Below are 13080 nucleotides of genomic sequence, written 5' to 3' on the forward strand. Positions count from 1 at the left end.
GCCCTCGCGGGCACGACGCCGTTTTTTCTTTCCAAGTACGCATGGCTGCGCTAACGCCCGCCAATCATTACTCGATTTAACGAATCATTGCCAGAACGCCAAATCATTCGATCAAGTACGGTGAATATTCAACGTCTTTGATCACCAACAATCCGCTGGTGAAGCACTCCGACTTATCGTGGCAATTCGCATAACGATGGAGACTTCAATATGGTGACTTCGCACGCTCATTCTCATCGCCCCATGAAGACACGCAAGCGCGGTTGGACAGAAAAGCCTGCCAGCGTGGTGCCGATTTATGTCCAAAGCGCGCTGCGCGACGCCATGCGCGCGGAAAATGTTTCGGACACGGATTTCAATGATTTGCTCTGGATCATGGCGCAGGAATCGGCGGGCGTAGTCGATGCCCGAAACGGAGCGTCTACCGCGCGTGGCCTGTTTCAGTTGCTGCACGCGCAGTACAGCTTGAACCCTCGCGGCGCGACTTCCTTCGGCAATGCACAGGAAGAGTGCCAAGGGGGCATCCGGTATATTTATGGGCGCTATCATTCAGCCCGCGCGGCAAAAGCATTCTGGAAAACACATCACTGGTATTGACTCATGTGCACAGGATCAAAACTGCTCGTTATGCTCGCCCTGTCAGTAGTAGCGGGCGTTGTCCACGCTCAGCGCTTGCCAACGTTTGAGGATTGTCCTGCGAAGGTTCAAACGAAGCGCGGAATGCCGCGCGTGACGTTTGCCGATACACGCGCGCAACAGTATCAGACCGCCATTCGCGATGCTGCAAAAGGACCAATCAATTTCGCGGGTCGGTACATCCTCGCGTCGTGGGGCTGTGGGGCTGGCTGCGTTATGGCAGCCGCTATAGATGCAACATCCGGCCGCGCAACTTCGCTGCCATTCTCCGTCTCCGACTGGCCGCTCGACGTAACCGAGCCGCTTTCATATCGCGCAAACAGCTGCCTGCTGATTGTGCGAGGAAGCCGTGACGAAAGCGCCGAGCACGGGACGTATTACTACGCTTTCGACGGCAACGCGTTCAGGCTCCGCGCATCGGAAATCAATCGGCAGCGTTAGCGCGTAGCACACGCGCGCGCGGCGCGTCCAGGACGCTCACAGGCGAAAACGGCGTCTTGCCCTCGCGGGCACGACGCCGTTTTTTCTTGCATCGACCGCTTGCAGAACCTCAACCCCGCCGCGTCGCCTCGATCATCAACGCATCGAGCTTGAACGAGCCATCGCTTTGGACATCGAAGTACTCGCGCACTTCGTCGGGCGCGCGCTCCCACATCGAGCGGATCGCCATGACGCGCTCGGGCGGCGTGCGCATGCGCGCGACCCACGTGTCGAAGTCGAGCGCGATGCGCCAGCGCTCGCTCACCTTCGCGTCGAACCCCGCGCGATCGAGCATCGCGAGCCATTCGTCGGCGCGGTAGTCGCGGATATGCGAGGCGTCGCGCAACAACTCGATCGCCTGGATATGCACGTCGTAAAGCGGGTCGTCGACACCGGCGATGTCGATGAACTTCAGCCGCCCGCCGGGCTTGAGCACGCGATGCACCTCGGCGAGCGCGCGCGGCACGTCGCGCCAGTGATGCGCGCTCATGCGGCTCACCGCCCAGTTGAAGGTGGCGTCGGCGAACGGCAGCGTCTCGGCGGCGCCCTGCTGCGTGCGGATGGTCGCGAGGCCCCGCTCTTTCGCGGCCGCCTCGACCGTGGCGAGCATCTGCGGGGCAATGTCGTAGGCCACGACTTCGCGCACGTGCGGGGCCACCGCGAAGCTCGCGTGACCCGCGCCGCAGCCCATGTCCAGCACCGTGGCATTGCCGCAGGTGGCCGCGAACGTCGCGGCGAGATTGTCCAGGTCCGCGCCGCTCGCGTGGACTTGGCTCGTGAGGTAGGCGGCGGCGGTCGAGCCGAACGCGTCGGCGACCTGATCGTGATGCTTCATCGCTTGCTCCTTTTATATGTGAACGCCCGTGTAGTGCCATGTGCTGCCGGCGCGGCGGCCCGACGCCGCGTCAGCCGTTACAATAGGGCCCGTTCTGTACCAGTACAAGTTAAGCAATTATTCTGGTATCACTAACACCTGCCCCACGCCTCATGAGCCTCGATACCCCTCCCGCCGGATTGCCCGCCACCGAAACCGGCGCAGCCAAAACGCTCGACGCGACGCCCGCCCGCGCGCTGGGCGAGTTCATCCGCGCCCATCGTGAGCGGCTCTCGCCGCAGGAAGTCGGTCTCGCACCCGGCCCGCGCCGCCGCACGCCCGGCCTGCGCCGCGAGGAAGTCGCGCAGCTGTGCGGCGTGAGCCCCACCTGGTACACGTGGATCGAGCAGGGCCGGCCCGTCTCGGCCTCGGCGGATGCGCTCGCGCGCATCGCCGTCGCGCTGCGCCTCTCGCGCGCCGAGCGCGCCTATCTATTCGAGCTGGCCGCCCAGCGCGACCCCGCCGAGCCCGATCCGGCCAGCGCCGCAGACGCGCCCGCCACGCTCCTGCAGACCGTGCAGCTGGTGGACGCCCCCGCCTACGTGCTCGACCGCCAGTGGACCGCGCTCGCCTGGAACGCCCATGCGGCGGACCTTTTCACAGGCTGGCTCGACAGCGGGCACGACCGCAATCTGCTGCGCTTCACCTTCACGGAACCGCTCGGGCGCGAGTTGATCGTCGACTGGGAGACGCGTGCGCGGCGCCTCGCCGCCGAATTCCGCGCCGACTCGATCCGCCACCTGAACGACGCGCCCACGCGCGCGCTGATCGATTCGCTGCTTGCCGCGAGCGACGAGTTCGCGCGCTTCTGGGGCTCCCAGGACGTGTTCGAGCGCGAAGGCGGCCGGCGCGAGTTCAATCATCCGCGCCATGGCCGCGTCGCCTACGACCAGATCACGCTCAAGCCCGCGCACCGCGAAGACCTGAAGCTGGTCGTGCTGGTGCGGCTCTGAGCGCGGCGGCGCCAGGCGCTGCGAACCGGCTTGGCCCGCGGCCCCAGCGGGGCACCCACGCTGGCCCCCGTGCCAGCGCGCCCAGCCCGGTCGCCCGCGCCGGTACGCCGACGCTGGTACGCCGACGCGTAAGCCGACGCTGGTAAGCCCACGCCGGTAAGCCCACGCCAGTAAGCGCACGCCGGTACGCCCGCGCCGGTACGCCCGGTCCCGTCGCCACGCCGGGCCGCCCAGGCACCGGCAGCCCACCGCGCCGATGGTAAAATCGGCTTCTTTCCCGCCGTGCGCCGCTTTCTCGCGAGACCGCCCGGCCCGCGCTTTTTCACGCTCATCGCTCGTTCACGCCCATCACCATGACGTCCCAACTGCACAAAAAAGGCGAAGCCTGGTCGGCTCGCTTCTCCGAGCCCATGTCGGAGCTGGTCAAACGCTATACGTCGTCGGTCTTCTTCGACAAGCGCCTCGCGCTCGTCGATATCGAGGGCTCGCTCGCGCACGCGTCGATGCTGGCTGCGCAGAAAATCATCTCCGCCGACGACCTCGCCGCCATCCAGCGCGGCATGGCGCAAATCAAGGGCGAGATCGAGCGCGGCGAATTCGAGTGGCTGCTCGACCTTGAAGACGTGCACCTGAACATCGAGGCGCGCCTCACGGCCCTGATCGGCGACGCGGGCAAGCGCCTGCACACGGGCCGCTCGCGCAACGACCAGGTCGCGACCGACATCCGCCTGTGGCTGCGCGGCGAGATCGACCGCATCGGCGGCCTGCTCGGCGACCTGCGCGGCGCGCTGCTCGACCTGGCCGAGCAGCACGCGGGCACGATCATGCCCGGCTTCACCCACCTGCAAGTGGCGCAACCGGTCACCTTCGGCCATCACCTGCTCGCCTACGTGGAGATGTTCACGCGCGACGCCGAGCGCATGGCCGACTGCCGCAAGCGCGTGAACCGCCTGCCGCTGGGCGCGGCGGCGCTCGCGGGCACGAGCTACCCGATCGACCGCTTCGCCGTGGCGAAGACGCTGGGCTTCGACGGCATCTGCACGAACTCGCTCGACGCCGTCTCCGACCGCGACTTCGCGATCGAATTCACGGCCGCCGCGGCGCTCGTGATGACGCACGTCTCGCGCTTCTCGGAAGAGCTGGTGCTGTGGATGAGCCCGCGCGTGGGCTTCATCGACCTCGCCGACCGCTTCTGCACGGGCTCGTCGATCATGCCGCAGAAGAAGAACCCGGACGTGCCCGAGCTCGCGCGCGGCAAGACCGGCCGCGTGAACGGCCATCTGATGGCGCTCCTCACGCTGATGAAGGGCCAGCCGCTCGCGTACAACAAGGACAACCAGGAAGACAAGGAACCCCTCTTCGACACCGTCGATACGGTTGCCGACACGCTGCGCATCTTCGCGGAAATGGTCGCGGGCATCGCGGTGAAGGAGCAGGCGATGCGCGCGGCGGCGCTGCAAGGGTTCTCGACGGCCACCGACCTCGCCGACTACCTCGTGAAGAAGGGCCTGCCGTTCCGCGACGCGCACGAAGCGGTTGCGCACGCGGTGCGCATCTGCGTGGACCGCAATTGCGATCTCGCGGATCTCACGCTCGACGAGATGCGCCGCGAGCTGCCGGCAGTCTCGCAGTTGCTCGGCGAGGACGTGTTCGAAGTGCTGACGCTCGACGGCTCGGTGGCGGCGCGCAACCATGCGGGCGGCACCGCGCCCGAGCAGGTGCGCGCGGCCATCGCGGCGGCACGCGCGGCGCTCAAGTAAGCCGGCTCGCTCGCCGGGCCATCATGGGGCCTTCACGTGACCCTCGTGTGCCCCCCACGTGGCCATGATGCGATGGCAAACCGACTGTAAAACGGGCGCGCGACGGACACCGTCGCGCGCCCGTTTTTTTGTTGGCATGCGCGGACCCGCACATGCCAGCCGCTTTGCTCCGTCTCGCGCTGTACCCGCTGCGAAGTTTCCGAAGTGTGCGCCCGACGTTCGCGCCCCACGTCTTATCATGACGCGTAAGACTCGTGCCCGGCCCCACCCCGGCATTGCCCGCCCAGCCCCAGCTCACCCGCTCCGATGATCGTCCGCCCTCACCTCCACTGGTTCCGCATGCTGCTCGCGTGGCGCGGCTCCGTGCTGCCGCAGCTCCTGCCGCGTCTCGTGCTCGTGCTGGTCATTTCGATCGTGGCCGTCGCCGCGCACGATCACATCCTCAAGGTCACGGTGAACCTGAGCACCGTGCCGTTCTCGCTCATCGGCATCGCGCTCGCGGTGTTCCTCGGCTTTCGCAACAGCGCGAGCTACGACCGCTACTGGGAAGGCCGCAAGCTGTGGGGGCAGATGCTCAACGAGTCGCGCTCACTCGTGCGCGAGTCGCTCACGCTCGTGCAAAGCGACGACCCTCGCACACACGTGCGCCCGTTCGCCGAACTGCTCTGCGCACTACCGCACGCGCTGCGCCACCAGTTGCGCCGCACCGACCCGCGCACGGACCTCGAAGCGCGCCTGCCGCGCGACCTGGTGGAGCGCGTGATGGCCTCGCGCTACCGTCCCATGACGCTCGTGCAGTGCGCCTCCGAATGGCTGCGCAACGAGGCACGCGCGGGCCGCGTCGACGGCTACGCGGTGCTCGCCTTCGAACGCAATTTCAATGGGCTCTCGGATGTGATCGGCGGCTGCGAGCGCATCGTCTCCACGCCGCTGCCGTTCGCCTATACGGTGATGATTCACCGCACCGTGTACTTCTTCTGCGCGCTGCTGCCCTTCGGGCTCGTCGACAGCATCGGCGCGCTCACGCCGATCTTCGCGGTGTTCGTGGCCTATGCGTTCATGGCGCACGAAGCGATCGCCTCGCAGCTCGAAGACCCCTTCGGCACCGAGGACAACGATCTCGCGCTCAGCGCCATGTCGGAGGGTATCGAGGCCGCGTTGCACGACCTGCTGGGCGAGCCCACCACGCTTGCGGCGCGCAAGCCCGAGCAGTTCATCTTCGACTGAAAATGAAACAGGCGCCCGGACGTGTATCCGAGCGCCTGTTTTCCGGTCACGCTGCCGCGCCAGAACGCGAATGGGCGAATGGCTAGCGGCGGGTCACCGGGTTGCTCACCGGTTGTTCACCGTCTCCGACAAGCGCTTGAGCGTCGCGAGCCGCGCCCCTAGCAGGTCGAGGCGCGCGTGCTCGTCGATGAGCGGCGTGGTCGCGTCGCGATACGCGCGCCACGCGTTTTGCGCACGCGAGAGCACGGGCCGCGCGTGCGCCGGCATGCGCGCAAACAGCTTGCGGTAGTAGCGATTCAGGTCGTAGCTCACGTGCTCGCAACGCGCATCGGCGCTACAGGCGCGTGCGGCCGGCGGCGCGTCGCCCGAGGCCGCCACGGCCTGGCCGCGCAGCGAGAGCGCGCGGTCGCGCACCGGCTGCAGGCGCATGTCCGCTTCGTAGAGCTGATAGGTCGAGCCGCTCGTGGTCGCGAAGGCCGCACCGAGCATCGTGTCCTCGGCATCGCGCCACGCCGACCACTTGTCCTGGCTAACACGCCAGCGCTTTTGCTGCGCGGCCGGCAGCTTCGCGATCAGCTGTGCGAGCGCCGCGTCGGCGGCGCTGCGCCACGCGGTGCGCGCGTCGTCCATGCACTGGATCTGGCCCGCCGTCGAGGAGCGGTCGGCGCGCGCGAGACACGTGCGCATGCCCGCGTCGATCGGATCGGCGGCCGCCACCTCGGCATGCGCCACGGGCGCGGCCACCAACCCCGCCACCAGCGCCACGCCAAGGGTCGCCGCCGTCGCCAGCGCCGTCACGAAAGAACGCAGGATCCGCACCGTCATGCCGCTCGACCCCGCGCTCAAGCGCGCACGCAGTCCACGAAATACTCGATGCGGCCGTTGATGGTCTCGCCCACGAGTCCGTGGATGTCGGTGTGAAAGCCCGGGAAGCGCTCGTTGAATTCGCGCGCGAACTTCAGATAGTTCACGATCGTCTTGTTGAAGCGCTCGCCCGGAATCAAAAGCGGAATGCCCGGCGGATACGGCGTGAGCAGGATCGACGTGACGCGGCCTTCGAGCTCGTCGATGGCCACGCGGTCGATCTCGCGGTGCGCGAGCTTCGCGAACGCGTCGGACGGCTTCATCGCCGGCTCCATGTCCGAGAGGTACATCTCGGTCGTGAGGCGCGCGATGTCGTTGGCGCGGTAGACGCTGTGGATCTGCTGGCACAGGTCGCGCAGGCCCACGCGCTCGTACATCGGATGCTGCGCGACGAACTCGGGCAGCACGCGCCACAGCGGCTGGTTGTTGTCGTAGTCGTCCTTGAACTGCTGAAGCTCGGTGACCATCGAGTTCCAGCGGCCCTTGGTGATGCCGATCGTGAACATGATGAAGAACGAGTAGAGACCCGTCTTCTCGACGATGATGCCGTGCTCGGCCAGGTACTTCGTGACGATGGCCGCGGGAATGCCGGTCTCGCCGAAGTCGCCTTCCACGTCCAGACCCGGCGTGACGATGGTCGCCTTGATCGGGTCGAGCATGTTGAAGTTTTCGGCGAGCGCGCCGAAACCGTGCCAGCGGTCGTTCGGGCGCAGCATCCAGTCTTCGCGCGAGCCGATGCCTTCTTCCGCGAGGTCGTCCGGGCCCCAGACCTTGAAGAACCAGTCGTCGCCGTACTCGGCATCCACCTTGCGCATGGCGCGGCGGAAATCGAGCGCCTCGGCGATCGACTCTTCGACAAGCGCGGGGCCGCCCGGCGCTTCCATCATCGCCGCGGCCACGTCGCACGACGCGATGATCGCGTATTGCGGGCTGGTGGACGTGTGCATCAGATACGCTTCGTTGAAGCGGTGACGGTCGAACACGCTGTCCTCCGAATCCTGCACGACGATCTGCGACGCCTGCGAGATGCCGGCGAGCAGCTTGTGCGTCGAGTGGGTCGCGAACACGAGCGCCTTGGTGCGCGGACGGCCCGCACCGATCGCGTGCATGTCCTGGTAGAACTCGTGGAATTCGGCGTGCGGCAGCCAGGCTTCGTCGAAGTGCAGCGTGTCGAGCATGTCGCCGAGCAGGTCCTTGATCATCTCGACGTTGTAGACCACACCGTCGTAGGTGCTCTGCGTGATCGTGAGAATGCGCGGCTTCGCGTTGGGGTTCTTTTCGAGCGCCTCGCGCGCGAACGGATTCGCCAGGATCTTCTTGCGGATGTTCTCGGGCTTGAACTCGTCACGCGGAATCGGCCCGATGATGCCGAAGTTGTTGCGCGTGGGCGTGAGGAACACGGGGATCGCGCCCGTCATCGTGATCGCGTGCAGGATCGACTTGTGGCAGTTGCGGTCCACCAGCACGATGTCGCCCGGCGCCACCGTGGCGTGCCAGACGATCTTGTTCGAGGTCGAGGTGCCGTTGGTGACGAAGAACACGTGGTCGGCGCTGAAAATGCGCGCCGCGTTGCGCTCCGAGGCCGCCACGGGACCCGTGTGGTCGAGCAGCTGGCCGAGTTCGTCCACGGCATTGCACACGTCCGCGCGCAGCATGTTCTCGCCGAAGAACTGGTGGAACATCTGGCCGAGCGGGTTCTTCAGGAACGCCACGCCACCCGAGTGGCCGGGGCAGTGCCACGAGTACGAGCCTTCGTCGGCGTACTTCACCAGCTCCTTGAAGAACGGCGGCGCGAGCGCGTCCAGATACACCCTCGCCTCGCGGATGATGTGGCGCGCGACGAATTCCGGCGTGTCCTCGAACATGTGGATGAAGCCGTGCAGCTCGCGCAGGACGTCGTTGGGCAGATGGCGCGAGGTGCGCGTCTCGCCGTACAGGAAGATCGGGATGTCCGCGTTGCGCTTGCGCACCGCTTCCACGAACGCGCGCAGCGCGACGATCGCGGGCGCGTGCTCCGGCGCTTCGCCGTCGGTGCCTTCCACGTAGGGCAGCAGCTCGTCGTCGTCGATCGAGAGGATGAAGCAGGCGGCGCGGCTCGATTGCTGCGCGAACGACGTGAGGTCGCCGTAGCTCGTCAGCCCGAGGACTTCCGCGCCCTCTTTCTCGATGGCTTCGGCCAGTGCCCGGATGCCGGAACCCGAGATGTTCTCGGAGCGAAAGTCTTCGTCAATGATGACGACGGGAAAACGAAACTTCATGGGCGATTCTCCAAAAGAAACGACCGCTGCATGTGACGCGCAGCGGTCCCCGTATGTCGTATGTCCGGTGGGTTGTGTGCGCTCGAACGTCAGGTCTTGGGCAAGGTCACGCCGTGCTGGCCTTGATATTTGCCGCCGCGGTCCGCGTAAGACACTTCGCAAACCTCGTCGCTCTCGAAGAAGAGCACCTGGGCAACACCTTCGTTCGCGTAGATTTTGGCAGGCAAAGGTGTCGTATTCGAGAATTCGAGCGTCACATAGCCCTCCCATTCGGGCTCGAACGGCGTGACGTTCACGATGATCCCGCAGCGCGCATAGGTGGACTTGCCCAGGCACACGGTCAGGACGTTGCGCGGAATGCGGAAATACTCGACCGTGCGCGCGAGCGCGAACGAATTCGGCGGAATGATGCAGACGTCGCCCTTGAAGTCCACGAACGACTTTTCGTCGAAGTTCTTCGGGTCGACGATCGTCGAATTGATGTTCGTGAAGATCTTGAATTCGTCGGCGCAGCGGATGTCGTAGCCGTAGCTCGAGGTGCCGTAGCTCACGATCTTGCGGCCATCTTCCGAAGTGCGAACCTGGTCGCGCACGAACGGCTCGATCATCTGATGCTCTTCGGCCATGCGCCGGATCCACTTGTCGGATTTGATTGCCATGTTGCGCTGCGGTCCAGTAAAAACAGGGAACGAAAAAGGATAGTGCGGGATACAGCCGCAAGCGGCCCGCAGGCGCGCCCATCGAGCAGGCAGACGCGCTTCGCGCGCCCTGCCGCCCCGCCTGGGGCGCACCGCCAAGGGTGCCCGGCTAGGCGCCCCCCACTAGGCGTGCCCGGCTAGGCGCCCCCCACGAAAGGCGCCTATTTTACGCGATGTGGATGACCGTGCCGGGAAGTGCACGCGATGCGCACCTCAACAGCACCTCGAGCGCGCGCAAATGCGCTCATGGCGGCGCCGTGCGCAGGCGGCTCACGCGCCGCGTCACTGCACCTTGATCACGCCGCAGGCGAGCGCCGGGCCGGTGCCGCGCGCCGGATATGCGTAGGGATCGATAGCGTCGTGATGCACGAGCACCGAGCGCTGCAGCACGGAGCGCACGCCGTCGAGCGAGACGTCCGGTGCCACGATGAAGCCGGTGGCCACACCATTGGAATCCGCGTGGATGTTGCCGAGGTCGCCCTCCACGCGCGCGCCAGGCTTCAGGCGGTCGGCCGCGGGCGCGAAAACGGCGCCGGCGCTCGAGGCGTCCGCGGCGTTGCAGTCGCCCCGATCGTGGACTTGTATCGCATGGTCGCTATCGGGTGGCAGGCCGGCGAGGTTGTAGCTCACCTGCACGCCGTCCGAGCGCTCGACGAACGACACGGTGCCCCGCACCTGGTTGCCGACGGTAGGCAAGACCTGCGCAAGCGCGCGCTTGTCCTGCTGGCCCATGAAGCTCGTGCAGCCCGCCAGCAGCACGCACGCAGCCACGGCCAGCACGGCTGCGTTGCCCGCCAGCCTGTTCTCGCCCCTGTCGATTCCTTTGCCCATGCGATCCTCATGTCCGCACGCGGCTGCCCCTGCAGCCGTCGATCCGGACCTTTGAATGCAACATGATACCGCGCAGCGGGCCTTGCGCGCGCCCCATGTGAGCGCTGTCTTACACGCTGCGAGCCTTGCGCAGCAAGGCCCACGGGGTGCGACACCGACGCGCTGCGCGAGCTCGGCTCAAAGCGGGCCGACAGGCGCGCCACGCGAGGCGCCCGGTTGCTCAGGTGTTCTGCACGACAATGGTCGGGAACTTCGAGGTCATGTCGCGCGCGCGCTCCGCGATCTGGACCGCGATGCGACGCGCAATCGCCTTGTAAGTCGCCGCCACGGCGCCCTGCGGATCGGCCACCACGGTCGGATGGCCCGAGTCGGCCTGCTCGCGAATCCCGATGTCGAGCGGCAGGCTGCCGAGCACCTCGACGCCGTATTCCTTCGCCATGCGCTCGCCGCCGCCCGAGCCGAAGATGTGCTCGGCGTGGCCGCAATTCGAGCAGACGTGCACGGCCATGTTCTCGACGATGCCGAGGATGGGAATGCCCACCTTCTCGAACATCTTGAGGCCCTTCTTCGCGTCGAGCAGCGCAATGTCCTGCGGCGTCGTCACGATCACGGCGCCCGTGACCGGCACGCGCTGCGAGAGCGTGAGCTGGATGTCGCCCGTACCCGGCGGCATGTCCACCACCAGATAGTCGAGCTCGCGCCAGTTGGTCTGGCGCAGCAACTGCTCGAGCGCCGAGGTGGCCATCGGCCCGCGCCAGACCATCGGATTGTCCTGCTCGATCAGGAAGCCGATCGAGTTGGCCTGCACGCCATGCCCTTCGAGCGGATTCATCGACTGGCCGTCGGGCGATTCGGGGCGGCCCTCGATGCCGAGCATCATCGGCAGCGACGGGCCGTAGATGTCCGCGTCGAGCACGCCGACCGAGGCGCCTTCGGCCGCCAGCGCGAGCGCGAGGTTCACGGCGGTCGTGCTCTTGCCGACGCCGCCCTTGCCCGACGCCACGGCGACAATGTTCTTCACGTTCGGCAACAGCTTCACGCCTCGCTGCACCGTGTGCGCGGCCACTTCATGGCGCACCGCGACGCGGCTCGACTTCACGCCGGGCACCGCCGCGAGCGCGCCTTCCACCTGCGCGCGGACCGCGTCGTACTGGCTCTTCGCCGGATAGCCGAGCACGATCTCGACGGCCACGTTGTCGCCGTCAATCGTGACGTTGCGCACGCCTTTTGCCACCGCGTACGGCCGGCCCGTGTTCGGATCCGTGAGGGCCGCGAGGGCGGCGTCAACCAATGCCCGATCAATGCTCATTGAAACTCCGTGTGCAAGAATGCCCCGGCGCCCGCGCGGCCCGGAAGGCCGCACGGTGTCATGTTTGCGCCGGGAAACGCAAGAAATTGTTAAGCTGGATTGCGCAAATGCCCGCGGCAAGGCACGCTTCGCGGCAGCGGCCCTTTTTGCACCGAAGAAGCACTTGTCAAGCCGTCGCCAAGCGACGATTCACAAGTTGCAAAATGACTCACGCAAGCTCCCAAGCCGTCATTGTAGTAGTTGCAGGCGCGCGCCGTCCGAAGACCCTTGGCTCAGTCGGGGCCTGCGAGCGGCGCAAGGAGCCGTCCCGTTCCACTCAAGAGAGGATTGAAAAATGAACACAAGAATCTTGACCCGTCTGTCCGTCTTCGCCATCGCCGGCGCGCTCGTCGCCGGCTGCGCGACCCAGCAGGGCACCAACACGGCTGTTGGCACCGGCATCGGCGCCGGCACGGGCGCCGCCATCGGCGCGATCTTCGGCGGCGGCAAGGGCGCGGCGATCGGCGCGGGCGCCGGCGCGCTGGTTGGCGGTGTTGCGGGCTACAACTGGACCGCCATTCACAACAAGCTCACGGGCGCCACCAAGGGCACCGGCACGCAGATCACCGAGCAGCCGGACGGCTCGCTCAAGCTCAACATCCCGAGCAACGTAACCTTCGACACCAACAGCTACGCGATCAAGCCGTCGTTCGCGCCGGTGCTCGACCAGGTCGCGCAGACGCTGCAGCAGAACCCGGAAGTGGTCGCGCAGGTCGTCGGCCATACGGATAACACGGGCCAGCCCGCCTACAACCAGACGCTGTCGGTCAACCGCGCACAGAGCGTGGTGAACTACCTCGGCTCGCGTGGCGTGGGCATGCAGCGCATGGCAGCCGACGGCCGCGGCGACACCCAGCCGATCGCCGACAACAGCACCGAAGCCGGCCGCGCCGCGAACCGCCGCGTGGAAATCTATCTGCGCGCGACGGCGCAGCACCAGGGCGGCTAAGCGCTGCGGGCGGCGCCGCAGGTTGCAGCACACGCAATTTGCGGCGCGCATCGCGAAAACAGCGACAGGACGAGCGGGACGGCTGCAAAGCCGTCCCGCTTTGACTTCGGCCCGCGCGAGGCGGCTGCAATCCGGCCAGACATCGGCGTCACAAGCGCTCCTCAAGCCCGGCCAGCCGTCAGAGTCAGCAAATCGAAAAAAT

At 66.5% G+C, this 13080-nt stretch carries 12 protein-coding genes; 6 read left to right on the forward strand and 6 right to left on the reverse strand.

Annotated elements, in window-relative coordinates; translation table 11 throughout:
• Positions 1-243 precede the first annotated feature (243 nt).
• Complete coding sequence (locus EYW47_RS24805; protein ID WP_240763901.1) at positions 244-597, forward strand: aggregation-promoting factor C-terminal-like domain-containing protein; 354 nt, start codon at positions 244-246, stop codon at positions 595-597.
• 123 nt (positions 598-720) lie between these two features.
• Entirely contained in the window at positions 721-1077 is a 357-nt protein-coding gene (locus EYW47_RS24810) for a hypothetical protein (protein WP_133197487.1), read from the forward strand.
• Positions 1078-1186: 109 nt separating this feature from the next.
• On the opposite strand, the gene EYW47_RS24815 is transcribed toward EYW47_RS24810, so the two are convergent.
• Complete coding sequence (locus EYW47_RS24815) at positions 1187-1951, reverse strand: class I SAM-dependent methyltransferase (protein ID WP_133197488.1); 765 nt, start codon at positions 1949-1951, stop codon at positions 1187-1189.
• A 152-nt stretch (positions 1952-2103) separates the two neighbouring features.
• Here EYW47_RS24815 and EYW47_RS24820 point away from each other — a divergent pair, with 152 nt between their 5' ends.
• The 3 genes from EYW47_RS24820 to EYW47_RS24830 all read left to right on the forward strand — a co-directional run bounded on the left by EYW47_RS24820 (position 2104) and on the right by EYW47_RS24830 (position 5930).
• A complete protein-coding gene (locus tag EYW47_RS24820) occupies positions 2104-2943 on the forward strand; it encodes a helix-turn-helix transcriptional regulator (protein WP_133197489.1) in 840 nt (279 codons plus the stop codon).
• Between the two features lie 353 nt (positions 2944-3296).
• A complete protein-coding gene (gene argH / locus EYW47_RS24825) occupies positions 3297-4703 on the forward strand; it encodes an argininosuccinate lyase (RefSeq protein WP_133197490.1) in 1407 nt (468 codons plus the stop codon).
• A 306-nt stretch (positions 4704-5009) separates the two neighbouring features.
• A complete protein-coding gene (locus tag EYW47_RS24830) occupies positions 5010-5930 on the forward strand; it encodes a bestrophin family protein (protein WP_133197491.1) in 921 nt (306 codons plus the stop codon).
• A gap of 105 nt (positions 5931-6035) precedes the next feature.
• Here the strand turns inward: EYW47_RS24830 and EYW47_RS24835 are convergent, their stop codons facing one another.
• The 5 genes from EYW47_RS24835 to apbC all read right to left on the reverse strand — a co-directional run bounded on the left by EYW47_RS24835 (position 6036) and on the right by apbC (position 11890).
• Positions 6036-6755, reverse strand: a complete 720-nt coding sequence (locus tag EYW47_RS24835; RefSeq protein WP_133197492.1) for a lysozyme inhibitor LprI family protein — start codon at positions 6753-6755, stop codon at positions 6036-6038.
• Positions 6756-6772: 17 nt separating this feature from the next.
• Positions 6773-9052, reverse strand: coding sequence for an arginine/lysine/ornithine decarboxylase (locus EYW47_RS24840; RefSeq protein WP_133197493.1), 2280 nt, complete (start codon positions 9050-9052; stop codon positions 6773-6775).
• An 89-nt stretch (positions 9053-9141) separates the two neighbouring features.
• Positions 9142-9711, reverse strand: coding sequence for a dCTP deaminase (gene dcd / locus EYW47_RS24845; RefSeq protein WP_133197494.1), 570 nt, complete (start codon positions 9709-9711; stop codon positions 9142-9144).
• 321 nt (positions 9712-10032) lie between these two features.
• On the reverse strand, positions 10033-10581 hold the full coding sequence (locus EYW47_RS24850; RefSeq protein WP_133197495.1) for a superoxide dismutase family protein: 549 nt from the start codon (positions 10579-10581) through the stop codon (positions 10033-10035).
• A gap of 220 nt (positions 10582-10801) precedes the next feature.
• Complete coding sequence (apbC, locus tag EYW47_RS24855; protein ID WP_133197496.1) at positions 10802-11890, reverse strand: iron-sulfur cluster carrier protein ApbC; 1089 nt, start codon at positions 11888-11890, stop codon at positions 10802-10804.
• Positions 11891-12224: 334 nt separating this feature from the next.
• Between apbC and EYW47_RS24860 the strand changes: the two genes are divergently transcribed.
• Complete coding sequence (locus EYW47_RS24860; RefSeq protein WP_133197497.1) at positions 12225-12878, forward strand: YiaD family glycine zipper/OmpA-like lipoprotein; 654 nt, start codon at positions 12225-12227, stop codon at positions 12876-12878.
• The last annotated feature ends 202 nt before the right edge of the window (positions 12879-13080 follow it).

It is taken from the genome of Paraburkholderia silviterrae, assembly GCF_004353915.1.
Taxonomy (GTDB): domain Bacteria; phylum Pseudomonadota; class Gammaproteobacteria; order Burkholderiales; family Burkholderiaceae; genus Paraburkholderia; species Paraburkholderia silviterrae.